The organism is Methylobacillus arboreus (genome assembly GCF_020532725.1).
In the GTDB taxonomy this organism is placed as follows: domain Bacteria; phylum Pseudomonadota; class Gammaproteobacteria; order Burkholderiales; family Methylophilaceae; genus Methylobacillus; species Methylobacillus arboreus.
Map to the genome: position 1 here is coordinate 250,971 of NZ_JAJAVC010000003.1, position 22,372 is coordinate 273,342.

At 56.0% G+C, this 22,372-nt stretch carries 23 protein-coding genes; 9 read left to right on the forward strand and 14 right to left on the reverse strand.

Features of this window, described 5'->3' with window-relative positions:
- Positions 1-4: 4 nt before the first annotated feature.
- Positions 5-1,453 (forward strand): sensor domain-containing diguanylate cyclase, encoded by a 1,449-nt coding sequence (locus LG198_RS01230; RefSeq protein WP_230341353.1) that lies wholly within the window; start codon positions 5-7, stop codon positions 1,451-1,453.
- On the opposite strand, the gene LG198_RS01235 is transcribed toward LG198_RS01230, so the two are convergent.
- From LG198_RS01235 to ygfZ, 3 genes are all read right to left on the reverse strand, one after another.
- Entirely contained in the window at positions 1,450-1,908 is a 459-nt protein-coding gene (locus tag LG198_RS01235) for a TlpA family protein disulfide reductase (protein ID WP_230341354.1), read from the reverse strand. The genes LG198_RS01230 and LG198_RS01235 overlap by 4 nt on opposite strands.
- Before the next feature lie 3 nt (positions 1,909-1,911).
- A complete protein-coding gene (locus tag LG198_RS01240; RefSeq protein ID WP_230341355.1) occupies positions 1,912-4,050 on the reverse strand; it encodes a TonB-dependent receptor plug domain-containing protein in 2,139 nt (712 codons plus the stop codon).
- 113 nt (positions 4,051-4,163) lie between these two features.
- The gene (gene ygfZ, locus LG198_RS01245; RefSeq protein WP_230341356.1) at positions 4,164-5,168 is read right to left on the reverse strand and encodes a CAF17-like 4Fe-4S cluster assembly/insertion protein YgfZ; all 1,005 of its coding nucleotides are present in this window, start codon (positions 5,166-5,168) and stop codon (positions 4,164-4,166) included.
- A 26-nt stretch (positions 5,169-5,194) separates the two neighbouring features.
- Here ygfZ and LG198_RS01250 point away from each other — a divergent pair, with 26 nt between their 5' ends.
- The 3 genes from LG198_RS01250 to LG198_RS01260 all read left to right on the forward strand — a co-directional run bounded on the left by LG198_RS01250 (position 5,195) and on the right by LG198_RS01260 (position 7,418).
- The gene (locus LG198_RS01250; RefSeq protein WP_230341357.1) at positions 5,195-5,665 is read left to right on the forward strand and encodes a protein YgfX; all 471 of its coding nucleotides are present in this window, start codon (positions 5,195-5,197) and stop codon (positions 5,663-5,665) included.
- Positions 5,666-5,839: 174 nt separating this feature from the next.
- Entirely contained in the window at positions 5,840-6,184 is a 345-nt protein-coding gene (locus LG198_RS01255; protein ID WP_230341358.1) for a helix-turn-helix domain-containing protein, read from the forward strand.
- On the forward strand, positions 6,174-7,418 hold the full coding sequence (locus LG198_RS01260; RefSeq protein WP_230341359.1) for a type II toxin-antitoxin system HipA family toxin: 1,245 nt from the start codon (positions 6,174-6,176) through the stop codon (positions 7,416-7,418). The genes LG198_RS01255 and LG198_RS01260 overlap by 11 nt, the downstream gene beginning before the upstream one ends.
- A 77-nt stretch (positions 7,419-7,495) precedes the next feature.
- Here LG198_RS01260 and LG198_RS01265 read toward each other — a convergent pair whose 3' ends face one another.
- The 9 genes from LG198_RS01265 to LG198_RS01305 form a co-directional block, all read right to left on the reverse strand.
- Positions 7,496-7,870 carry a hypothetical protein gene (locus LG198_RS01265; RefSeq protein WP_230341360.1) on the reverse strand — a complete coding sequence of 125 codons (375 nt, stop codon included), beginning with the start codon at positions 7,868-7,870 and terminating at the stop codon, positions 7,496-7,498.
- A 263-nt stretch (positions 7,871-8,133) separates the two neighbouring features.
- Positions 8,134-8,454, reverse strand: a complete 321-nt coding sequence (locus LG198_RS01270; RefSeq protein WP_230341361.1) for a chaperone modulator CbpM — start codon at positions 8,452-8,454, stop codon at positions 8,134-8,136.
- 22 nt (positions 8,455-8,476) lie between these two features.
- Complete coding sequence (locus tag LG198_RS01275) at positions 8,477-9,478, reverse strand: DnaJ C-terminal domain-containing protein (protein WP_230341362.1); 1,002 nt, start codon at positions 9,476-9,478, stop codon at positions 8,477-8,479.
- A gap of 308 nt (positions 9,479-9,786) precedes the next feature.
- The gene (locus LG198_RS01280) at positions 9,787-10,713 is read right to left on the reverse strand and encodes a vWA domain-containing protein (RefSeq protein WP_230341363.1); all 927 of its coding nucleotides are present in this window, start codon (positions 10,711-10,713) and stop codon (positions 9,787-9,789) included.
- Between the two features lie 56 nt (positions 10,714-10,769).
- The gene (locus tag LG198_RS01285; RefSeq protein WP_230341364.1) at positions 10,770-11,306 is read right to left on the reverse strand and encodes a hypothetical protein; all 537 of its coding nucleotides are present in this window, start codon (positions 11,304-11,306) and stop codon (positions 10,770-10,772) included.
- Positions 11,297-12,277: a vWA domain-containing protein gene (locus LG198_RS01290; RefSeq protein ID WP_230341365.1), complete on the reverse strand. Its 981-nt coding sequence runs from the start codon at positions 12,275-12,277 to the stop codon at positions 11,297-11,299. Before LG198_RS01290 ends, LG198_RS01285 begins: the two co-directional genes overlap by 10 nt.
- Positions 12,278-13,225, reverse strand: coding sequence for a hypothetical protein (locus LG198_RS01295; RefSeq protein ID WP_230341366.1), 948 nt, complete (start codon positions 13,223-13,225; stop codon positions 12,278-12,280). It lies immediately after the preceding gene.
- A gap of 2 nt (positions 13,226-13,227) precedes the next feature.
- The gene (locus LG198_RS01300) at positions 13,228-14,088 is read right to left on the reverse strand and encodes a DUF58 domain-containing protein (RefSeq protein WP_230341367.1); all 861 of its coding nucleotides are present in this window, start codon (positions 14,086-14,088) and stop codon (positions 13,228-13,230) included.
- Between the two features lie 4 nt (positions 14,089-14,092).
- Positions 14,093-15,109, reverse strand: a complete 1,017-nt coding sequence (locus tag LG198_RS01305; RefSeq protein WP_230341368.1) for an AAA family ATPase — start codon at positions 15,107-15,109, stop codon at positions 14,093-14,095.
- A gap of 249 nt (positions 15,110-15,358) precedes the next feature.
- Here LG198_RS01305 and fabA point away from each other — a divergent pair, with 249 nt between their 5' ends.
- The 3 genes from fabA to LG198_RS01320 all read left to right on the forward strand — a co-directional run bounded on the left by fabA (position 15,359) and on the right by LG198_RS01320 (position 18,644).
- Positions 15,359-15,874, forward strand: coding sequence for a 3-hydroxyacyl-[acyl-carrier-protein] dehydratase FabA (gene fabA, locus LG198_RS01310; RefSeq protein WP_230341369.1), 516 nt, complete (start codon positions 15,359-15,361; stop codon positions 15,872-15,874).
- 58 nt (positions 15,875-15,932) lie between these two features.
- Positions 15,933-17,156, forward strand: a complete 1,224-nt coding sequence (gene fabB / locus LG198_RS01315) for a beta-ketoacyl-ACP synthase I (RefSeq protein WP_230341370.1) — start codon at positions 15,933-15,935, stop codon at positions 17,154-17,156.
- Between the two features lie 69 nt (positions 17,157-17,225).
- Entirely contained in the window at positions 17,226-18,644 is a 1,419-nt protein-coding gene (locus tag LG198_RS01320) for an aminotransferase-like domain-containing protein (protein ID WP_230341371.1), read from the forward strand.
- Positions 18,645-18,699: 55 nt separating this feature from the next.
- Here the strand turns inward: LG198_RS01320 and LG198_RS01325 are convergent, their stop codons facing one another.
- The gene (locus tag LG198_RS01325; protein WP_268866756.1) at positions 18,700-19,257 is read right to left on the reverse strand and encodes a peptidylprolyl isomerase; all 558 of its coding nucleotides are present in this window, start codon (positions 19,255-19,257) and stop codon (positions 18,700-18,702) included.
- Between the two features lie 10 nt (positions 19,258-19,267).
- Positions 19,268-20,143 carry a phosphoserine phosphatase SerB gene (gene serB, locus LG198_RS01330; RefSeq protein WP_230341372.1) on the reverse strand — a complete coding sequence of 292 codons (876 nt, stop codon included), beginning with the start codon at positions 20,141-20,143 and terminating at the stop codon, positions 19,268-19,270.
- 149 nt (positions 20,144-20,292) lie between these two features.
- Here serB and sucC point away from each other — a divergent pair, with 149 nt between their 5' ends.
- Both sucC and sucD read left to right on the forward strand, forming a co-directional pair.
- Positions 20,293-21,456, forward strand: coding sequence for an ADP-forming succinate--CoA ligase subunit beta (gene sucC / locus LG198_RS01335; protein ID WP_230341373.1), 1,164 nt, complete (start codon positions 20,293-20,295; stop codon positions 21,454-21,456).
- A 3-nt stretch (positions 21,457-21,459) separates the two neighbouring features.
- Positions 21,460-22,338 (forward strand): succinate--CoA ligase subunit alpha, encoded by an 879-nt coding sequence (sucD, locus tag LG198_RS01340; protein WP_230341374.1) that lies wholly within the window; start codon positions 21,460-21,462, stop codon positions 22,336-22,338.
- Positions 22,339-22,372: the final 34 nt, after the last annotated feature.

Consider the following 22,372-nt stretch of genomic DNA (forward strand, 5'->3'; position numbering starts at 1 on the left):
TCTGATGAATCGATACAAACTCATTCTGATGATTACCGTTATCCTGACCACAGGGTTCATGGCCGCTTCCCTGCTCAGCTATCATGTTTCCCGCAAGTCCATTCATCAGGCCATCATCGATACGACGCTGCCGCTGACATCCGACAATATCTATTCCGAAATACAGAAAGACCTGGTGCATCCCATCGTCGTCTCGTCCATGATGGCGTCGGATACCTTTTTGCGGGACTGGCTGATTAACGATGAGGCAGACCTGGAGCCTATCAGCCGCTATTTGCAAGAAATCCAGGATGATCATGGCTTTTTTGTCAGCTTCCTGGTTTCCGAAAAGACTAGTAATTATTATTCCGCGCAGGGAATACTGAGGCGGATCAATGTGCATGAAAACCGCGATGCCTGGTATTACCGGGTTCGCAGCCTCAAGCAGCCGTATGAGATCAATGTCGACCGCGACGTGATGAATGGGGATGCGTTGACCATCTTCGTCAACTACCGTGTTCTGGACTACGAAAAGAAATACCTGGGCGCGGTCGGGGTAGGACTGGATGTGGCCTCTGTCCTGTCGCTTATCTCACAATACCAAGAAAAATACCGGCGCCATGTCTATTTCGTCAATGAGCAAGGCCAAATCATGCTGTCGGGTACTTCCGAACATCGGGATGGCAGCCATATCAAGCAGGCTCGCGGCCTGGGAAGGATTTTCCCGGGGATCGTGAACAATAACGGCGGCTCGTACGAATATACGCATGACGAAATACACCGCCTGATCAATGTCAGGTTCATTCCCGAGTTGAAATGGTATTTATTCGTTGAGCAGGAAACGCAAGAGGCAACCACGGATATCAGGCAGGCATTATATGCAAATATCCTATTGTCCCTGCTGGTTACCGGCCTGGTGGTCTTGTTGACGCACCTCGCCCTGAGGCATTACCAGTCCGAGCTCGAGACCATGGCAGTGACCGATACTTTGACAGGACTTCCCAACAGGCGGGCGTTTGATATTGTCATGCCGCTGTTCCAGAATGAAAGCTCGCGCATGCGCAGCAATATCGCCTTCATTATACTGGACCTGGATCATTTCAAGGCCGTCAACGACCAATACGGCCACTTGGGTGGCGATCATGTGCTGGCTGTGACGGCCAAAACCATCAAAGGCTGCATGCGAGCGGCCGACTTTGTCTGCCGCTGGGGCGGCGAAGAGTTTCTCATTGTGGTCAAGGGATCTGATGAGGATGGCGCCTTATTGCTTGCTGAAAAAATCCGCCTGGCGATAGAGAGTGAAAATATCGACTATAAAAACCAGAATATCCATGTGACGGCCAGCCTCGGGGTGGCCTTGATCAGTGCAGAGGAAGAGCCCGAGCGTGGCATAGAGCGCGCCGATGCCGCCTTGTACGAGGCCAAGAGGGGTGGGCGTAACCGCGTCAACCTTGGCCATGCCAAGGAAGTTTAGCGGCAATCTTTTTCGATCCTGCCCAGGTCTTCTTTGGCAAGCGCGCCAAGCTTGCGAAAACAGATTTCTTCACGCCGGTCCAGCACGACGGTAAAGGGCAGGGCGCCTAATGTGTTTCCCGCCTTGCGCATGAGTCCCGCTACATTCAAGCCCGGCCTTAGCACGGTGGATTGCACCGGGTACTGCTCGATAAAGCGTTGTGCCAGTGCTGCGCTGTCGGTATTGACCAGCAGCACGCTCCAGTCAGGATGCGTGCGGGAAAATTGATCCAGCATCGGCAGTTCGGCGACGCATGGCGGGCAGTCGACACCCCAGAAGTTTACCAAAGCAGGTTTTGCTACCTCCCGTAAGGCTACGAAGCCGCTGCCGTCCAATGCCGGCAGCCGGAAATCCCAGCCCGGCTCGGCAGCCAGGTTGCTGCTGATCAATAAGAGGATAGGGCCCAGGATACGCATATGTCAGAACGTAAACTTGAGCCCGGCATAAAGGTAGCGGCCACGGCCCGGACCCCATAAATGGGTGAAGTCCACATTGCCTGCGCCGTCTATCCAAAGAAAGTTCTCCTTGTTTATCTGCTGGTAATCGAACAGATTGTCCGCTCCGGCATAAAACGCCACGGTCTTGTTGATCTGGTATTCCGTGCGCACGTCTGTGGTGGCGTAGGACGGGCTGCGATCCAGCTTGCGGCTGCCATCAAAGTTGTAGCGCGGGTTGTTGGCGTAATCATAGAACTTGGCGAGATCGTGCGGGCCAGTCCAGTTGACGCGCAGGTAGGCCGTCCATGGGCCTTGTTCGTAATCCACGGTGAAGAAGGCGCGCGCCTTGGGACGCGAGAACACCAGCGTGCCGGGCGTGAAGTCGTAATGGAAGCGCTCTCCACCCACACTGACCACGGTGCTGGGAGTAAGTTGGTAGGAGAGATTGATATCCACTCCCTGAACTACGACCTTGTCGGGTGAGTTCTCGAACAAGGTAACCGTTCCAGTGCCACCGGCAGGGTCAGCCACGCCTGGCGTCAAGATCGCCATGTCGTGGATGCGGTTGTAGTTATAGGAGCCAACGACAGCCAGCCGTTCATCTGCATAGCTCAATGCATAGCTCAGGTTGTCGGATTTTTCCGGCTTGCTCAGCAGGCGGATGATGCGGATATCATCGAGGATGCCGTGATCCTGCTCGAAAAAGCTGGTGGGAGCGCGAAAGCCACGACCCACACTGAAGCGGCTCGCGATTTCATCGGTGTGGTGGTAGAGCAGGTTCAGCCGTGGCGAGATGATAGTGCCGAACACATTGTGGTCATCCGCACGTACCGAGGCGTTGAGCTCCAGCTTTTCTTCAAGAAATGTGCGGTAGGCCTGCAGGAACAGGGCAGGGGTGCGGTAACGGTAATTGTCCACGCCTCTTACGTATTCATCCTGCGCCGCCGAATAGCCATGGCTGCGCAGGTCTTCGTAGCGGTAGTTGAGGCCGCCGGTCAGCAGCCAGTCTGCCAGCGGAAACTGGTAAGAGGCTTCCAGGTAGTATTGCTGCTGTTTGGCCTTGTAGGTGGTGATTTCGTAAAAGCTGTCCTGCTTGTGTTCCGCCGCGCCCAATGCCAAGCGCAGTTTCCCTTCGCCTATCTGTTTTTCTGCCGAGGTTGTCAGTTGCACCCGGTCGGTGAAGATGATTTCAGACAGGCCTGCGCGGCCATCGTTATATGCGACAAAGCTGCCATCATCGGGTGCAAACCAGCCGTTGCTGACCGCCGAACCATGCCGCCCGCGACTGAAATCGAAAGGGTTGCCGCTCTGGTCAGCCTTGATGGCGCTGTAGCTTTTGCCCAGGGCGCCGCCGTTACGCTTTTCATCCACGATATCCAGCCGTCCGCGAACCTTGAAGCCGCCCAGGTCATCGGCAAACCAGCCTATGCCCAGCATCTTGCGGTCAAAACCGGTATATTCCGAAACGCCCTCGCCGCTTGCATCCACGGCATCATGCCGGTTCTGGCTGAAGGTGGCGGTCAATGCGCCGGTTTCCAATGCTTTTGCCAGATAACCTTCATACAGCCTAGAACCAAAGCTGCCTCCCTGGATACGTAGCTTGGCCGCATCCTCCTGGGGGCGTTTGCTGACGATATTCACCGAGCCAGCGAGCGCTTCCGGCGCAATCAGGCTGGCCCCGGCGCCACGCGCGACATCAATGCGTTCTATGCCCCATACGCTGATGCTGTCCAGCCCATAGGCGGACGATACCGAAGAGTAGATGGGGATGCCGTCTATCATCAATGTGGTATAGCGGCCTGGCAGGTTGTTGAGCAATATGTTGCGCACGTTACAGATGGAACATTCCACTTGCACCGAAATGCCGGGCTGTTTTTCCAGTGCCTCGGTCAGATTGATGGCACCGGATTGCTCGATGCGGCGCTCGCTGATGGATTCGGTTTTGACAATGTCGTCGCGCAGGGCGCCGGGCCTGGTCGAGCCCTGGTTCGTGCGGCTCTTGATGGTGATAGGGGCCAGTTGTATCTGGGTATTTTCTTCCTCTGCCTGCAGGTTTGAGAGCGGAAGCAGGCCCAGGCAAAAGGTGGCGGGCCATGCAGCATAGAGTTTAGTGAGCGTCATTGGTATTCACCACAGATAAGATTAATAAGATATTTTGTAAATGATAATCATTATCTTTTATTAATGCAATACCTTGGTCAAGATATGGTCTTGTACTGAATCTTGCGTACAATTTATTTTTCCAAGGCATAAGGCAGTGGCGTAATCGTCAGTGGTTTGTCCTGCCAGCTCAGAGTGCCAGCCTCTACACTTTCAAGCCGTAGCTCGGCAAGTATATCCTGGCCACCATTGGGATTAGGAGCGCTACGCACCACCTGGCCTGCCGCAGTACCACTAGCATCCAGGATATCATCGCCTGCTGCCGGCGTAGTGTCGCTGCTGATATGGGCAAGGTGAGTGCGGCGTTTGACCTTGCCGAGATAATGGGTGCGCGCGACGATTTCCTGGCCGGTGTAGCAGCCTTTCTTGAAGTTGATGCCGTTCAGCAGGTCAAGATTGACCATTTGCGGGACAAATGCTTCCTGCGTGGCGGCCACAATCTCGGGAATGCCTGCCTGGATTTCGCGCCAGTCCCAATCTGCCTTGTTGGCAGGGGTAAGATGCTGGCTCAATGCTGTCCAGAGCTCGGTTGCCTGTTGCGCCGGGACGATGATCTCGTAGCGTGGCAGGCCGCCAGGCAGGCGGATCAGGCTAATATTATTTTCCTGCACCAGTTGGTACTCGGCTGCCGGTATTGCTTTGAAAAAGGTGCTGAGCGCTGCTTCAGTCTTATTGCCCGCTACGCCGATGCGCACGGTTTCATCGCTGAGGTCGGTAACCACCACCTTGGAGCGCAGGACATACATGCGCAGGCGCTTGGCGATGGCTTCTACCAGGCCGCGGTCAAATTGCAGGTAAAGCTTGCCGTTACTGGCGAAGGCAAAGAACAGCGTCAGCAGGCGGCCCTTGGGCGAGCAATAGCCAGAATAATGGCTGCTGGTGCCATCCAGCTTCTTAACATCATTGGTCACCTGGCCTTGCAGGAAAGTGACGACATCTTCTCCCTCCAGTGACAACAGGCCATAATGCGACAGGTCGGTAATGATGCTGTCTTCAGCCTGGACAGCATTGGGAAAGCGGATATTGCCATCCTGCACTTCAGCGCCTTGCGCGGACAAGAATTGGTGCCACGGACTCATGAATCATCCTCTCATGAATGAATAGTATGCAAAAAACTCAGTACCATTATAGCGTGAAGACAGCCACCCTGATTCTGGAGCCATCACGTTGGCTTGCATGCCTGTTTGTATTGATGGGCATGGTCGCAGGTTTTGCAATTATGTTGTTGCCCTGGCCCTGGTGGCTCAAGGCCATGCTGCTGCCATGCATTATTGCTGTTACCGCTTGGCATATCTGGCGCGATGCCAGGCGCAGGCATCCGGCTTCTCCCGTGATGATCGAGCTGAATCATGAAGGCAAGCTGTGGCTGACCATGCGTAACGATACCCGCCATACCGCTGAAGTGCGGAGCAGTAGCCTGGTCACCCCCAGCCTGACCGTGCTCAACCTCAAGCTGGATCATGGCAAAGCCACGTGCCTGATTGTGCCGGATTCTGTTGACCCGGATGAGTTTCGGCGTTTGCGCGTCTGGTTGCGCTGGGGTGTGCATGAGGATATGGATGGGAGCCGGGTCTGATCAGCATAGCAAATGTGCGGCGCAATGCTCGTTGGGTATTACGCGCTACGTGGGTGGCTCACCATCACTACTTTTCAATTTTTGATTGATAACCAATCAAATATATTCAATTAATTGCATATTTAAATAAAATCAATATAATAATTTTTATATGGTATTAAATTTAATTTATTGATGTCAAAACGCTCAAACTCTATTCTAGGCACCCATGATGAAGTATTGGCTTCCCTGGCGTTGCTCGGCCAGAGAATACATGCGCATCGCGTTGCGCAAGGCTGGACAATCAAGGATATGGCTGAGCGTTTGTTTTGCTCGCAGAATACCTATCGCGCCATTGAGGCCGGCAAGCCCACTGCCAGTATCGGCATTATTGCCAATGTATTATGGCTGTTTGGTCAAATCGATTCTCTCAATCATCTTGCGCCTCTTCCCTATCCGGCAACGGCTGCCAAGCGCGTCAGAAAACCAGGCAGCCAGGCTGCACCTGGCACTATCAGCGAAGACGAACGTGAGTTCTGAGCACAAACTGTATGTGGGGCTTGCTACCGCTGCCAAGCAGCCGCCAGTGGCCGTTGGGTTGCTGAAGATGTTACGCCGCGGCAATATCGAATCGGGGGAATACGCCTATGGCAAACAATACCTTGCTTCGCCATCCGCCATTGCACTCAACCATGACTATCTGCCTTTAACATCGGGGATATTACCATTGCCCGGGCAGCGTCTGCGTGATGGGGGCGTCTTGCCCCTGACATTTAAAGATGCATTACCTGATAGCTGGGGGCGACGAGTGCTTGAAGCTCAGCATGGCGGTCCTCTGGATGATCTTGATGTACTGCTAATGACCAATGAGGACCGGGTAGGCGCCCTGGTGTTCAGTGAAGCACTGCCGATCTCACTCGAGCATGACGAAGCTGCTCTGGTATCACTGGAGGCACTAGCCGACTCCGTGAGAAGTCTTGAGCTTGGCATGGAAGTGCCCCCCCAGATGCGCAGGCTGCTGCACAGGGGCGGTACGCTGGGAGGTGCCCGACCCAAGGCAACCTTCATTCATGATCAACGTCGATGGATTGCCAAGTTCCCTTCAGCAGCAGACACACACGATGTTGAGTTGCTGGAAATCGGCCTGCTGAAACTGGCATCCATGTGTGGCATAGAGGTATCTCCTGCACACCTGGTACCCATTCCCCATGGGCATGCCATCCTCATCCAGCGCTTTGATCGCCATGGGGCAATCGGGCAAGAAAGCCGACAGCATTATCTGTCGGCTGCGGCGTTGCTGAATGTATCTTATGAGACTGGCCTGGGCAGCTATGAAGAATTTGCGCAAGTGATTCGCAGGCTATCCATCAATCCACGCGAAGATCTGCACCAACTCTATCGTAGAATGATATTCAATCTGGTGGTGGACAATACAGACGATCACGTCAAGAATCATGGCATGCTGCATGTCGGCCATGGGCAATATCGCCTTGCTCCGGCATTCGATATCGAAATGCAACTCAGGAACCTCGGTTACCAGGAACTTGCCATCACACCCGGTCAACAGCACTCCAGCATTCGCCTGGCATTGGAAGTATCACCAGCCTTCGGCATCAATCAACAGGATGCCGCAACCATCATTCAAGAGATTGAAACTACCGTACAGCAGCATCTCACTTCGATCGCTGCATCCTTTGGCGCAACACCCGAATTTCAATCAACAATTGGGCAATGCCTGAAACGGCAGCGTGAGATTATTCATGGCGTGGTGTAGGTTAGGATTACGTAATGTCAAGGACACACAATAGCTAAAACAAAGCCCTCGCAATAGGGCTTAGTCATTTCCGAGGATCATCTTATACTTGAGCAGCGGCGATCCCAATAGTTTTCGAATTGGTTCTTTTTGAACTCTTCTACTTCTGATAGGGCCTCACCCGGCTCTATCCATATCGAATTAAGATTTTCAGTTTCTTTATCGTAAATTTTGACGAAGCGAACCCATTCTGGTTCACCTGACTTATTGACCTCGCCGCAGAGGTTTAGGCTATCGCTGAATTCAGTTACAAGCAGCCCCCTGAATTGGATATCTTCACGGCTGGACTGTTCTTTCAATATATCTTGCTTGGCATCCTCTTCGAATATTTTTTTATCCGTATATGAGTTTGCATTGGCTTGGCCTTGGAATGCCATCAGCCATATTGATAGGACAACTGCAACTAACTTCATACTATTTCCTGGCAATAAGAATAGGGGATGGATTGTAATGCATTGAGGAGGTAGCTTGGTTGCCTGGTGTTCCTACCAAGTAGGGCGCACCAACAGGCATTGCGCCGCATCTCTTATAAAGCACATTAATCTCTTGTGTCCTACGCAGGCTGAGGACAGATCGAATCTCCATTGAGAGCATAGTCATAGTCTATGCCTGAGCAGGATGTCCTCTATGTATTTGCGGTGCAATGCTCATTGATTATTGCTACCGGATTGGAAACTCAAAACTGCGTCAGTTGCCGGCGCAGCGCCGCCACTTCTTCCATTAGATCGACGGTGAGAGCGGCCAGTTGCGGGTCGGCATCGAAGCTGTGCTCCAGGTTGGCAATGCGGCGGGCACGCAGCAGGGTGGCGCTGGCAAACCGCCATTCGGCGGCAGCCTGGCCGTGGGCGGGGTGGAGCACGCCGGCTTTGACGTGGGTAAGCACCCATTCGGGTGCCTGGCGCACGCCGCGGGCCAGTTGTTCCAGTGTCAGTGCGGCGTCGTCCAGCAGTTCGGTCAGTTCAGCGGGTACGGAGGTAGTAGGGATGTTGGTGGTCATGGGATAGCTCCACAGGTAAGGTTCAGCGCGGATCGAAGCCGGGGTAGGCGGCGGCCAGGGCGCTCCAGGCTGCCTTCTGCGCATCAGTGATGGTGCCAGGCACGGCGATGTCCAGCTCCAGGTACAAATCGCCCGGGGCACTGGCCGAAGGAATGCCGCGCCCTTTCAGGCGCAACTTGCGGCCGCTGCCGGAGCCGGCGGGCACGGTGACCTCGACCACGGCACCGTCGGGTGTAGTGACCTGTACGCTGCCGCCCAGCGAAGCTTCCCAGGGCGTGACGTATAAATTTCTCGTGACGTCGCGGCCATCGATGCGCCAGTGCGTGTCAGGACGGAAATGTACCTCCAGGAACAAGTCGCCCGCAGCGCCACCGCCGAAGCCGGGACTGCCTTGGCCCGTCAAGCGGATGAGTTGGCCTTCCTTCACGCCCTTCGGAATCTTGACTTGCAGCGTTCGCTCCTCGGGTACGGGGGGCTGGCCCTGTTCGTCCAGCCGTACGCCGTGCAGCGTGATGCTGCGCTCGGTGCCCTTGTAGGCGTCGATCAACTCCAGTTCAATACGGGCGTGGCGGTCCTCGCCGCGCATCTGGGTTGAGCCTTGGCCATGACGGCGGCCGGCTTGGAAGCGGCCGGCGCGGCCGAATAACTGCTCGAAGAAATCGCTGTATTCGCCGGCTTCGCTGCCGAACTGGCCATGAAAGGCGTGGCGGAAGGCCTCGGCATTCCCATCGCCGCCGGAGAACTCGAAGCCCTCGTTCCAGCCCGGGGGCGGCCGCACATCGTCACCTGAGCGGGCGCCAGCCGCCCAGTTCTGCGCGCCCACGCTGTCGTAGGCCGCACGCTTCTCGGGGTCGGACAGTACGGTGTTGGCCTCGTTCACCTCGGCCATGCGCTCCGTGGCATCGGGTTCCTTGCTCACGTCGGGATGGTATTTGCGGGCCAGCCTGCGGAAGGCTTTCTTGATGTCGTCGGCGCTGGCTGATTTGTCCACGCCCAGGATCTGGTAGTAGTCCTTGAATTCCATAAAAACTTGCCTCGATGCGCTGCGGTGGATGGCTTTCCAGCCACACGGCAACATGCGTTGCGCGGAAAACAGCCTGGCCTAATCAAGGAACACCCAAATACCTATTCATGGATCTGGCTGTTACCTCAATAGCATGGCATTGGCCTGCAATGCATACAATTCGTCGCCTTTGCTTTAGGCCAGCCCTGACTTCCAGTTTCGCGCCTGTGCGCCGCGCTTGCCGTAAGGATGTGTCACTTCTGGATCGCTGCCGGTAGCATACTGGCCGAGGATGTGTTTGTCGAGGCTTGGGCGCAGTTGGCGGCTTATTATGCCGCCTTGCGATGCAAGACGCGCTGGAGCAGCTTCCTCAACCGTTGCGGGGTATAAGAGGCAAGCACCAATCCTCCAGCGACAAGCGCAAGCAGCCAGTCGATGTGCATGGGGGCGAAGTCGCGTCGGCTGGGCTTGAGTTTGTGCATGGCGGCTTTGACATCCTCGAAGCGGTCGCCGTTGACATAGGCAGCACCGATTTCATCGCTCAGCTCGAGCAGGTATTCCTCATCCAGCGTGGACTGGTAACGGTCGTTTTCTGTGGTCGCCGTGCCCTTGTCGCGCGTGCCGAGGTTTTGTTGTGAAATCTGGGCAACACCAGGTTGTAGTACGAAATTTTCTGCTGACCAGTAGCCCAATAGTTTGTTGTTTTCATCGTATTTCGGGATGGGGTGCGGTTGCTTGCTGCCGATGCCGACCAGCAGCCAGTCGCCGACTTTCTGGAAGTTGCTGAGTTCGCGGGTGTTGAAGGCATGCAGGCGCGGGGCTTCTTCGCCGTCGGTGAAGAAGATGGCCTGGGTGGGTTCGGGCATGGTGCGCAACAAGCGTCCCAGCGAGTCCACGCCTTCGCGCAGGCGGGTATTGCCGGACCAGGCTTGGCGCCATTCTGTGCGGGCGATGGTGTCCTGGATGGCGGCATAGTTCTCGCAGACTTCGATCGGGGTGTAAAGCGCGGCGACACTGAGGCCGGAGAAAAAGGCCAGGCTGACACGGCTGCCGCAAGGCATGCTGGCAACAAGCTGATGTGCCAGGTGCTTGGTATATTCCAGGCGTGAAATATCCTCACCGCGCCACACCATGCCCTTGGTATTCATGCTCTGGCTGATGTCGATGACCAGCATGGTGCTGTAGATATTGCGTGGCACGGGGATGGACGGCTTGAAGGCTGCAATCAGCAACAGTAGCAGCGCCAGCGCTGGCATTAGGGTGTCACGGTGGAGGAAGGGCCGTAGTCGCGTGAGTAGGCGCATGATGATGTTTATGGCAGCCCGACTGGAATGTTGCCCATGATCAGGCCGGGAGAATCTGACTCGCCAACGCCAGGCGTGGGGCTGGCAGGCAGCATGCTCAGCACGCGGTCCAGATTGTGGCGCGCATCCCAGAAGCTGTTGTCCAGACGCAGGGATTGCTCGTAGGCCGTGCGCGCCTGATTCAGGAGATATTCGGTCTCGTCGCGCACCGTGATGTCGCGGCCGTTGACTGCCAGCCCTCGCAGGAAGAAGATATTGCCGGTGTTGAATTGCACCGCGGATTTCTGCGCGTCATCACCTTTCTCCAGCAATTGGCCGAATAGCTGTGTTGCCTCCTGGTATCGCCCATTGTGCGCTTGCCAGTAGGCCACGGAAAATTTCGCTTCATAACTGTCCTGGCGCGTGGCGGGTGTCTTGCCTTCCTGGATTGCCTGGTTGAAAGCGCGGATGTCCTGGATTTGATAGGCCTGCCATGCGGCAACTCCGGCAGAGGCAAGCGCCAGGAGTGCCAGCCCCTGGGTCAGTTTCTTGGTGCTCAGTGCCATGTTCTTACCTCAATGAGTTTTGCCAACAACAGCAATGACAGCAGCGCTGCTGCAAGCAGATAGCAATAGGGTGAGAAATCACGTCCGGGAATTTCCTCTTGATAGCGGATGGGTTTCTTTTCCTTGCGGTTGATATCTTCAATTGCAGCAGCCAGCGATTTCGGGTCTTCGGCTTCATAGGCCTGGTAACCGGTACGCAGCGTCTTGAAGAAATCGTTAAGCTCAAGGGCTGCGGGCAGCGGTTGGTCTTCAGGCGGTTTGTAGCTTGTATCGAAGATACTGGTTGCGCCAGGCTGGCGCAGCACGATCCAGTACAAGGTCACGTTCATGCGTTCAAGCCAGTCGCGGATTTTCTGCTGGGTATTGGCGCCAATGCGTCCACCGCCATCGGAAAGCAGGATGATGGCACGCGAGCCTGAGTCCGGCGTTTTGTCGAATTGCGCTAAACCTGTGGTGAGGCCGCTGCCGATATTGGTCTGGAACAGGGCGGATCCGCCTGCCGCACGGATTGCGGCAAGGATGGCCTCACGGTTGTCCGTGAGCGGCAGCGCATGCATGGCCGAGTTGCTGAAGGTGACCATGCCGAACATGTCGTTGCTGCGCTCTTGCACAAATCGCGTGATGAGACGCTCTGCCGCTGCTGCCTTCGATTCACCGGCGACGCCGCTGGTTTCCGCGCCCGCGAACGGGTCGTCCATACTGGCGCTGCGGTCTATGACCAGCACCAGTTGGGCACCCTGGCCGATGCGCTCGATGTATTGGGCATCGGTGGCCGGTCCGGCAGCACCCAGCAGCATGAAGCACAAGGCCAGCGCCGCGAGTATCTTGAGCAATATGCCCAGCCATTCCGAAAGCCGGTCGCGTGGCAGCAGGCCGAGCCATGAGTAACTGCGGCTATGCCGACGGTCCAGCAGCAAAGGCACCAGGCTGAGTGGTAGCAGCATAAGCAGCCAGGCATGCGTGAAGTTCACTTACTTCATCCCTCGCTCAATGTCGCGGCAGCGGCGGCTGAACTGGCGTAACCATGGATTAGGATTGTCTGGCGTGCCTTGTTCGGCGCTATCGAAAAACACTGCCCGCGACAGCCGGAAGAAGCGTTCGATATCATCCTTGAGTGGAGTGAATGCAGGCTTGAGTTGGATGATCTCGTCGGCGCTGAATACGCTTTGACCGCAGCTTTGCTTGAAGGCCTGGTGTAGCCTGCTGATTGCTGTTTCCAGGCCAGTGTTATCCGCGCTGGTTTTCCTGACCTCCCGGTAGGCTCTGGCAAACGGCCCGCCCATGCGCGGCAGCCATGCACGGTTGCCCAGAATATATAACAAGCCCAGCAGGCTGAGACTTAGTATGGCAAGTGCTGCAACCATGGTCTGGCGGTGCTTGTCAGCGCTGATGAGTAATGGGCCGCGTAGTGGGCTCATGTCTTTGCTGACATTGACTGAGCCATAGACCGCAAGCGGCGAGATGCGGAAATTCCAGCTGGGGATGCGCACCTGGAACTGTTTGCCATTGCCTGAAAATTTCACGAATTCGGGAGGCAGCGCGGCCGGTTTGGCGACGATGCTGGAGGTAAATACCTGGTAGCTCAGTTCCAGCGTGTAGATATTCTGGCCGTCGCGGTGCGACTCGCTGAGCTTGCTGGCATAGATCTCTATGCCTTGCTCCTTGTTGCGGTAGCGCTTCTGGTTGCCGGGGATGGGCAGGGAGGTCGGCAAAATCTGGTATTGGTCGGAGACCTTGAGCGTGACTGTGCGCGTCAGGATGTCGCCGATGTGGTAGCCAACCTCGCGCGCCGGGTTGTTCGCGGTGATAGTGACTGGCGGCAGTTCTGCGGCCTTGCCGGTTTCATCGGCAGACCATGCCAGGGGACTGGCCAGGCAGAGTACCAGCAGCAATATGTTCAATCTATGGTATCCAAGCATGATCATTTCCTGACAAACTGGTAGAAATATTCGGTCAGGGCATCCGCATCGAAGCCTTGCTCAATGAAGAATGGCGGCAGGTCGTAGCGCATGAACAGTTGGTTGAGCGCTTCATGGCGTTCTGCAAATGCAGCCTGGATGCGGGCATGGGTGGCTTTGCGCAATAACAAGGTGCGTTTCTCGCCGCTTTCGCTATCGGTGACATGGGTCAGGCCGAATTCAGGGATGGCTTTGTATTCAGCTGTATCCCACAGCACAACCGGCACCACGTGGTGCCGTTGCAGGGAGATCAGCGCTTCTTCCAGAATGTCCAGCGGCATGTGGAAATCCGACACCAGCAGCACCAGGGAACGTTCGCGGGGCAGGTGATGGCTGATTTGGAGGATGCCGTTGCCGCCAACATGCGGGGGGCGATAGTGTTGCAGCCTTTCTGCCAGCATGTAGGCACTTTGAACCCTGACACTGGAGGGGCTCAGCCATTCCTCGAGGATATCCTCGTCAAAGCCGATAAAACCGAACGGATCGTGGACGCGTGAAGCAGACTGTGCAGCAGATGCAGTGATTTCTGCGGCAATCGCCAGTTTGTTGAAGTGGCCGGAAAATCCCATGGAGCCTGACAAGTCACAGGCGACAAAAATGGGAACGGCACTGCGCTGGTTGTAGATGCGCACATAGACCTGCTCCATCGGGTCGCGCAGGCTGAGACGCATATCGATACGGCGCGGGTCGGGGTAAGCGATCAAGGGGGCGTGCCCGACAAAATCCATCCCCAGCCCGCGCTGGGAGCTGGCATGGCGGCCAGGATGGCGGCCGCGTGAGCGCCAGCCGATCTGGTAGGTGAATTCCTTGGCAAGCGCATTCATGGGGTCAGGCCGCACTGATGGTGCGGATGGTCTGGCTGAGCAGCTCGCGCGCGATTTCGGTACGGCGCATTTCATAGATGGGATTGAATACCATGCGGTGCGCAATGGTTTCGTGGAACACGGTATGAATATCCTCCGGCAGTACTGCCTCGCGCCCGTTGAGCCAGGCGTTCACGCGCGCGGCACGCATCATCATGGCAATGCCGCGCGGGCTGGCGCCTGCAATCACCAGGCGCTTGATGTCCACGCCTTCCACCTTGAGCCCGTAATCGGCCGGGCTGCGGGTTGCCAGCCACAAATCCAGTGTGTAGCGGCGCAAGGTGGGGCTGGCCTGGATGCTGGACTGGATCAGAGCGGCTACTTCGTTGAGGCCGTCAAACTGCAGGATCCCAGGCGCAACCTTGTCCACCAGGGCATCCACGTCATGGAAGCGGGTATCAAAAATCAGGGATTCCATCGTGTCGATATTGGCAGGCACCACGATGGGGATTTCCATCATGAAGCGGTCGCGCGCTGCTGAAGGAATTTCAAAGGTTTCTTCTTTTTCCACCTGGTTGCGGTCTGCAAACACCAGCATATGCGGAAAATGATGTTCACGGTTGAAGGCCGATAGCGTGCGTTCAGCCATCACGCGCAGTAGCAGCGAGTGTACTTGCGGACGGGCGCGGTTGATTTCGTTGAAGAAAAATACCGACAGGTTGGTGCCGTGTGACAACAATGGCCCTGGGCTCACATGCGGGCGTCCGTCATCGCCGAGGTAGGTATGGTAGACCAGGTCGTTGGGCATCAGGTCTATGGTGCCTTCCACCCGCTGGTAACCGCCACCGATGCCGCGCGTGAATGCGCGTAACAGTGTGGTCTTGCCCACGCCGACATCGCCTTCCAGCAGTACATGGCCACGCGCAAAGATGGCCGTGGTGATCAGGCGTACCGCGCCAGCCTGGCCGACAACAACCTGATTGACTTCATTTTCCAGTTGCAATGCCTGCGCACGCCAGTCGTCCAGTTGACGGTCACTCATGTGGTCGATTCCAGTAGTTAAGGTTGGGTTGGTGGGGAAAATTTCCCGTATGGTATGGGTTTTAATTCATAGTGTAAACAGATCTGTATAGTTTGAGTGCAGGTCTGATGTATTAGCATTAAAGGCATACTACAATCATGGAAATAGGGGTGAACTTGGCGAGATTTCTTAACACTTTCTTTGCTTAGGGCTTTTGTTAAATAGCAATTCAGGCGAAAATAACGGGATTGATAAGTACAGAATAACTAAATGCAAAAACAGAATAGTTTTACCTTTGAAGAGTTGCTTTCCTGTGGGCGTGGCGAAATGTTCGGCGAAGGTAATGCGCAATTGCCCTTGCCACCGATGTTGATGTTTGACCGTATCGTCTCCATTACAGAAGATGGAGGCCAATATGGTCACGGGCAGATCGTGGCTGAGCTTGATGTCAGGCCGGATCTCTGGTTCTTTAACTGTCATTTCGAGGGCGACCCCGTGATGCCGGGTTGCCTGGGTCTTGACGCTATGTGGCAACTGGTAGGTTTCTATCTGGGCTGGATGGGCGGTAAGGGCCGTGGACGCGCATTGGGCTCGGGCGAGGTAAAATTTACCGGCCAGGTATTGCCAACCGGCAAGCTGATTACCTACCGCATCGATTTGAAACGCGTGATCATGCGCAAACTGGTAATGGGTATTGCCGATGCCCATATGGAAATTGACGGGCGTGAGATTTACGCTGCCAATGATCTACGGGTTGGCCTGTTTACACGCACCGATAATTTCTAGCAGTCATATTCTGCTGATAGCATATTGGTATTGATGAATTAATGTAGGAGAGCACGCAATGCGTCGTGTCGTCGTCACCGGGATGGGCGTGGTGTCCAGTCTTGGTAACAACAAATCTGAAGTCCTGGATAGCCTGAAAACAGGCCGTTCAGGCATTCGCTTTCAACAGGAATATGTTGATCAGGGCCTGCGCTCGCATGTCGCTGGCTCGATTGAGAACCTTGACCTGGAAGCCCTCATTGACCGCAAGCTGTTGCGCTTTATGGGCAATGGGCATGCCTATGCCTGGCTGGCCATGCAGGAAGCCATTGCAGATGCCAACTTGCCGCCCGAACTGGTCTCGAATGTGCGCACTGGCCTGATCGTGGGCCAGGGCGGCGCTTCACATGAGAATATCCTGTCTGGAGTTGATACTCTGCGTGCCAAAGGCGTGCGCCGTGTCGGCCCCTATATGGTGACCAAGGCGATGGCAAGCGGTGTTTCCGCATGTCTCGCGACCGGTGCCAAAATCAAGGGTATCAACTATGGCATCAGCTCTGCCTGCGCTACCAGTGCCCACTGTATTGGTGCTGCCGTGGAGCAGATCCAGCTTGGTAAGCAGGATATTGTCTTTGCCGGTGGTGGTGAAGAAGAGCATTGGACCTTGTCCTTCATGTTCGATGCGATGGGCGCATTGTCGAGCAAGTACAATGACGCGCCTGAAAAAGCCTCGCGTACTTACGATGTGGATCGCGATGGTTTCGTGATTTCTGGCGGTGGCGGCATTGTGGTGGTTGAGGAGTACGAGCATGCCAAGGCGCGTGGTGCAAAGATCTATGCCGAAATCGTCGGTTATGGCGCCACCTCTGATGGCTACGATATGGTAGCGCCTAGCGGAGAAGGCGCAGAGCGTTGCATGCGCTTGGCCTTGCAGGATGTTGAGGGCCCGGTGGATTACATCAATACCCATGGCACCAGCACACCTGTCGGCGATGTGAAGGAGCTGGAGGCGATTCGTGCCGTGTTTGGCGGTAGCGATGTTGCGATTGCTTCGACCAAGTCGCTATCCGGCCATGCGCTGGGGGCGGCTGGCGTCAATGAAGCAATTTATACCTTGCTGATGATGGAGCACAATTTCATTGCGGCTTCAGCCAATATCGAGAATCTCGACCCCGCAGCCGAAGGGCTCAATATAGTGCGCGAGCGCATTGATAATGCCAATATCCAGACCGCTGTTTCCAACAGTTTCGGTTTTGGCGGTACCAATGCCACGCTGACGTTCTCGCGCCGGCAGCTTGATTGATCTGAAAAACGGGGCCTGGTGCCCCGTTGTCGTTTTGGCTTCTGGAACAATGTACGAATGGCAGCCGGCATGAAACTTTATGAAAAACTGGTGCATGACGTTGCGACTGCCATTCGCTCCGGCGTGTTGGCACCTGGAGAAAAACTACCTTCTGTGCGTCAGGCCTGCCTCAACCACAAGCTGAGTCCGGCAACTGTCTTCAGGGCTTATTACGAACTGGAAAACCTCGGCCTTATCCGCGCCCAGCCCAAATCCGGCTATTACGTCAGCAATCATGCGATCAGGCAGCTGGCATCAAAAAGCACCCCTTTGCCAGAACAGGAAAGTACCGCGGTCAGTATTTCTGACTTGGTGTTCTCCATCCTGGGCTCGATCAAGGACCCCGATACCGTACCGCTGGGTTCAGCCTTCCCCTGGCCTGCATTGTTCCCACTTGAACGCCTCTCGCGCTCGTTGGCGCATGTCACGCGGGATATGGGGCCGGCCGCTATTGTCGAGTCCCTGCCGCCTGGCAACCACGACCTGCGCAGGCAGATTGCACGGCGCTATCTCATGCAGGGTATCGAGGCTGATATTGATAGCATCGTCATTACCAATGGTGCATTCGAGGCGCTGAATTTGTGCCTGGAGGCGGTGACCAAGCCAGGTGACTTGGTGGCAATAGAGTCGCCGGCATTCTATGGCTGCTTACAGGCGCTGGAACGCTTGCAGCTCAAGGCTGTGGAAATTCCGGTGGACCCGGTGTTAGGCATGGACCTGGATTATTTGCAGCAAATGCTGGAGAAATGCCCGATACGCGCCTGCTGGAGCATGACCAGCTTCCAGAACCCCATGGGGGTTTCCATGCCGGCTGAACGTAAACAGACGCTGGTCGAACTGGTGACGCGCTACCAGATTCCGTTGATCGAGGATGACGTCTATGGCGAGCTGTATTTTGGCACCCAGGAGCATAAGCCCGCCAAAGCCTATGACAGCGAAGGCTATGTCATGCATTGCAGTTCATTCTCCAAAACCCTGGCGCCGGGTTACCGCATAGGCTGGACATTGCTGCCGCAGCGCTTTGAGCGTGAAGTCGAGCGGCTCAAGGTAATCACCTCATTGTCGACCAGCACGATTGCCCAGGCGGCGATTGCCGATTTCCTGCAGCATGGCGGCTATGACCGCCATTTGCGCAAGCTGCGCACGCGCTTTGAGTTGCAGCAGCACCAATATTTGCACTTGGTTGCGCAATATTTCCCGCCGGAAACGCAGGTGACGCGTCCCAATGGCGGTTATTTCCTCTGGGTGGCATTACCGGACTATGTCGATGCGCTAGCCTTGTTCCAGCAGGCGTTGGAGCAGGGAGTCAGCATTGCGCCAGGCCCGATTTTCTCTGCCAGGCACCAATGCTGCCATTGCATTCGCATCAATTACAGCAAGCCGGTTGATGCAGACGTGGAACAGGCATTCAGGACCCTGGGGCGCCTGATAGCCACAATGCAGCCCTAAAGCCTGTTCAGGTAATGAAATGCTTGCTCTTGTTTGTTGCAGGCAAGCGGACGGGTTATTCCTTGATCGTGACCGATTCGATGATGATGTTCTGGAAGGGCGCATCGCCGCCATCGGTCGGCATCAGCGCGATACGCTGCACCACATCCATGCCCTTGACCACGCGGCCGAATACCGTGTAGCCCCAGCCGGTTTCCGAACGTTCGCTGAAATTGAGCGACGCATTGTTGGAAACATTGATGAAGAACTGGTCTGTAGCCGAGTGCGGGTCGCCAGTACGCGCCATGGCAATTGTGCCGGTGGCATGGGTAAGGCCGTTGTCGGCCTCGTTCCTGATCGGCGGGTGGGTAGGCTTGAGTTCGAAGTTGGTATCCATGCCGCCGCCCTGGATCATGAAGCCTGCAATCACGCGGTGGAAGATGGTGCCTTCGTAGTGGCCCTCCTTGGCATAGCGGATGAAGTTCGCAACGCTGTTGGGGGCTTTCTCGCTATTGAGGTCTACCACAATCAATCCCTGATTGGTCTGGATTTCGGCTAGCGGTTGCGCCATGGCGGAGATGGAACCCGCCAGCAGCATCAAGAGTGTTGGCAGGCGCAGTAGTTTTGACAACATAGACAATTCCTTAATGACAAGTTTGAGCTGAAGACGCGGACAATGGAGTAAACAAATACACCAGTCCTTCCAGGTTGACATGATTGAGGGCATAGGTAGCCTGTTGCTGGACAACGGGCTTGGCATGATAGGCAACCCCGCAGCCTGCGGCTGACATCATCTTGAGGTCGTTGGCCCCGTCGCCGATGGCGACCACCTGGTCATGCCTGAGACCGAGTTCCTGGCGGAAGCGTTCCAGGTAATCGGCCTTGGCCTGGGCATCGACGATATTGCCGAGTAAACGGCCAGTCAGCTTGTCATCTACGATCTCAAGTGAGTTGGCCCGGGCAACGTCCAGGCCCAGCATTGCCTTGACGCGATCGGCAAAGAAGTCAAAGCCGCCTGAGACCAGCATGGTCTTGATATTGTGCTGCTTGCAGGCGGCAATCCAGGCCTGGGCGCCGGGGGTCAATTGAAGGCGTTCATCAATCACGTGTTGCAATGCCGATGCATCCAGCCCCTGTAGCAGTGCCACGCGGCGGCGTAGGCTCTCGGCAAATTCGATCTCGCCACGCATGGCGCTTTCAGTAATCGCAGCGACTTGCGGCTTGAGGCCCTGCATGTCGGCAATCTCGTCTATGCATTCTATGGTGATCAGGGTGGAATCCATGTCCATCACGGCCAGGCCCAGGTTATTCAGCGTGTGCCTGTCGTCCACCAGGGCTATATCGATATTTTGTTCCAGGCAGAAAGCATGCAGTTCCCGGGGAATTTCCTGCTGGTTGGGCAGGGTGTAGGCATGCTCGCCGGTCTGGATGAACTGCTGGTGGTGGCTGGCGCTTGTAAGCTGGTGAATGTGGGCTAGCTGCTGGAAGCTGATAACTGGGCCCTGAATGACGAGGCGCATATGAGAAACTGTCGGGATGGAAAAAGTTGGACTTAATTATACATGGCCTGGCGTATTGCCGGACTTCATCTTGCTGCCGGCCAGCCAAGCTGGCGCAATAAGGGGATTTGCGCGAAAATACGCTATTAGTCCATCACAAAAGTAGAAACATGAATCTGCATGAGTATCAGGCCAAGGCTTTATTGCAGCGTTACGGTGTTACCGTGCCGCGCAGCCAGGTGGCGGAAACGGCCCAGGCAGCGGTGGAAGCTGCAAGAGCCCTGGAAGGGGATGCCTGGGTGGTCAAGGCCCAGGTGCATGCCGGCGGGCGCGGCAAGGCGGGTGGGGTCAAGCTGGTACGCAATCTGGATGAGGTGCAGGATATTGCCGTCAGTTTGCTTGGCAAGCGTTTGGTCACCTATCAAAATGCTCCGGATGGCCAACCTGTAGAGAAAGTGCTGGTGGAGGAAACCCTGCCGATTGCACGTGAGCTTTATGTATCCATGCTGGTCGACCGTTCTCTGGAACGCGTGGTGCTGGTGGCCTCTGCGGCCGGCGGCATGGAGATCGAGGAGATTGCCAAGGACAGCCCTGAGAAAATTCTGCAGGAGGTCTGTGATCCGCTCAATGGGCTGGTGGATTACCAGGCGCGCAATATCGCTTTTGCACTTGGCCTGGCAGGCGACCAGATTGCAGCATTCACCCGTCTTGCTAAGGGGCTGTACCGTTTGTTCAAGGAAAATGACCTGGCCTTGCTTGAGATCAATCCCTTGATCGTGACCGCGGAAGGCGCATTGGTGGCGCTGGATTGCAAGATGAGCGTGGACGACAACGCGCTCTACCGTCGCCGCGAGCTTGCGGAGCAGCGCGACTGGAGCCAGGATGATGCCAAGGAGGCAGAGGCTCACAACGCCGGGCTCAACTATATCGCACTCAACGGTAATATCGGCTGTATGGTGAATGGCGCCGGTCTGGCGATGGCGACCATGGACCTCATCAAATTGCATGGTGGCGCGCCAGCCAACTTCCTCGATGTGGGAGGTGGCGCGACCGCGACCACAGTAGCGCGCGCATTCAAGATCATTCTCGCCGATCCCAATGTCAAGGCCATCCTGGTCAATATCTTCGGCGGCATTATGCGCTGCGACATCATTGCCGAAGGCATCATTACTGCGGTCAGGGAAGTCGGCATCCAGATTCCTGTCGTGGTGCGCCTGGAAGGCACCAATGTTGAACTTGGCCGCAAGATGCTGAGTGAAAGCGGTTTATCGATTATCTCTGCTGCCGGGCTGACCGATGCTGCCCAGCAGGCAGTTGCAGCAGTAAAGGCGTAAATAATGGCAATACTGGTCAATAACAATACCAAGGTGCTGTGCCAGGGCTTTACCGGCAAGCAGGGCACATTCCACTCCGAACAGGCGCTGGCCTATGGCACCAAGATGGTGGGCGGCGTCACGCCGGGCAAGGGCGGTCAACGCCATCTCGACTTGCCCGTTTTCAATACCATGCGGGCAGCGGTGAGTGAAACCGGTGCCAATGCCTCGGTGATTTATGTACCGCCTGCATTTGCGGCGGATTCCATCCTGGAAGCCTGTGATGCAGGCATTGAACTGATTGTCTGTATCACGGAAGGCATTCCGGTGCTGGACATGCTCAACGTCAAGGCGGCGCTCAAGGCCAACGGTGCGCGCCTGGTAGGGCCCAATTGCCCAGGCGTGATCACACCGGATGAATGCAAGATCGGCATCATGCCCGGCAGCATCCACTTGCGTGGCAAGGTCGGCATCGTGTCCCGTTCCGGCACGTTGACTTATGAAGCTGTGCACCAGACGACAGCGCTGGGCCTGGGGCAATCCACCTGCGTCGGTATTGGCGGCGACCCGATTCGCGGCATGAATTTCATCGACTGCCTGGAATTGTTCGAGGCTGATGCGGAAACCGAGGCCATCATCATGGTGGGCGAGATCGGCGGCAGCGATGAAGAGGCGGCGGCTGAATACATCAAGCAGCATGTCACCAAGCCGGTGGCAGGTTATATTGCCGGGCAGACTGCGCCTGCAGGTAAGCGCATGGGCCATGCTGGTGCGATTATTTCCGGCGGTAGCGGCAAGGCGGCAGACAAGATCAGGGCGCTGGAGCAGGCCGGGGTCGTGGTGGCAAGCTCGCCGGCAGGACTGGGCGAGGCAGTGCAGGCCGCCATCAAGGCCAAGCAGTAAGCAGGACAATGCGGGTTCAATCTTTATCAGCCAT

Bases quoted from the DNA above. Each gene is read 5' to 3' on its own strand.
- LG198_RS01320 (WP_230341371.1), top strand. From the start codon at position 17,226: ATGAAACTTTATGAAAAACTGGTGCATGACGTTGCGACTGCCATTCGC.
- LG198_RS01305 (WP_230341368.1), bottom strand. From the start codon at position 15,109: ATGAGTGACCGTCAACTGGACGACTGGCGTGCGCAGGCATTGCAACTG.
- fabB (WP_230341370.1), top strand. From the start codon at position 15,933: ATGCGTCGTGTCGTCGTCACCGGGATGGGCGTGGTGTCCAGTCTTGGT.
- LG198_RS01300 (WP_230341367.1), bottom strand. From the start codon at position 14,088: ATGAATGCGCTTGCCAAGGAATTCACCTACCAGATCGGCTGGCGCTCA.
- LG198_RS01270 (WP_230341361.1), bottom strand. From the start codon at position 8,454: ATGACCACCAACATCCCTACTACCTCCGTACCCGCTGAACTGACCGAA.
- LG198_RS01230 (WP_230341353.1), top strand. From the start codon at position 5: ATGAATCGATACAAACTCATTCTGATGATTACCGTTATCCTGACCACA.
- ygfZ (WP_230341356.1), bottom strand. From the start codon at position 5,168: ATGAGTCCGTGGCACCAATTCTTGTCCGCGCAAGGCGCTGAAGTGCAG.
- LG198_RS01250 (WP_230341357.1), top strand. From the start codon at position 5,195: ATGCAAAAAACTCAGTACCATTATAGCGTGAAGACAGCCACCCTGATT.
- LG198_RS01255 (WP_230341358.1), top strand. From the start codon at position 5,840: ATGTCAAAACGCTCAAACTCTATTCTAGGCACCCATGATGAAGTATTG.
- serB (WP_230341372.1), bottom strand. From the start codon at position 20,143: ATGCGCCTCGTCATTCAGGGCCCAGTTATCAGCTTCCAGCAGCTAGCC.
- LG198_RS01275 (WP_230341362.1), bottom strand. From the start codon at position 9,478: ATGGAATTCAAGGACTACTACCAGATCCTGGGCGTGGACAAATCAGCC.
- LG198_RS01295 (WP_230341366.1), bottom strand. From the start codon at position 13,225: ATGCTTGGATACCATAGATTGAACATATTGCTGCTGGTACTCTGCCTG.
- LG198_RS01325 (WP_268866756.1), bottom strand. From the start codon at position 19,257: ATGTTGTCAAAACTACTGCGCCTGCCAACACTCTTGATGCTGCTGGCG.
- sucC (WP_230341373.1), top strand. From the start codon at position 20,293: ATGAATCTGCATGAGTATCAGGCCAAGGCTTTATTGCAGCGTTACGGT.
- sucD (WP_230341374.1), top strand. From the start codon at position 21,460: ATGGCAATACTGGTCAATAACAATACCAAGGTGCTGTGCCAGGGCTTT.
- LG198_RS01235 (WP_230341354.1), bottom strand. From the start codon at position 1,908: ATGCGTATCCTGGGCCCTATCCTCTTATTGATCAGCAGCAACCTGGCT.
- LG198_RS01240 (WP_230341355.1), bottom strand. From the start codon at position 4,050: ATGACGCTCACTAAACTCTATGCTGCATGGCCCGCCACCTTTTGCCTG.
- LG198_RS01265 (WP_230341360.1), bottom strand. From the start codon at position 7,870: ATGAAGTTAGTTGCAGTTGTCCTATCAATATGGCTGATGGCATTCCAA.
- fabA (WP_230341369.1), top strand. From the start codon at position 15,359: ATGCAAAAACAGAATAGTTTTACCTTTGAAGAGTTGCTTTCCTGTGGG.
- LG198_RS01280 (WP_230341363.1), bottom strand. From the start codon at position 10,713: ATGCCAGCGCTGGCGCTGCTACTGTTGCTGATTGCAGCCTTCAAGCCG.
- LG198_RS01285 (WP_230341364.1), bottom strand. From the start codon at position 11,306: ATGGCACTGAGCACCAAGAAACTGACCCAGGGGCTGGCACTCCTGGCG.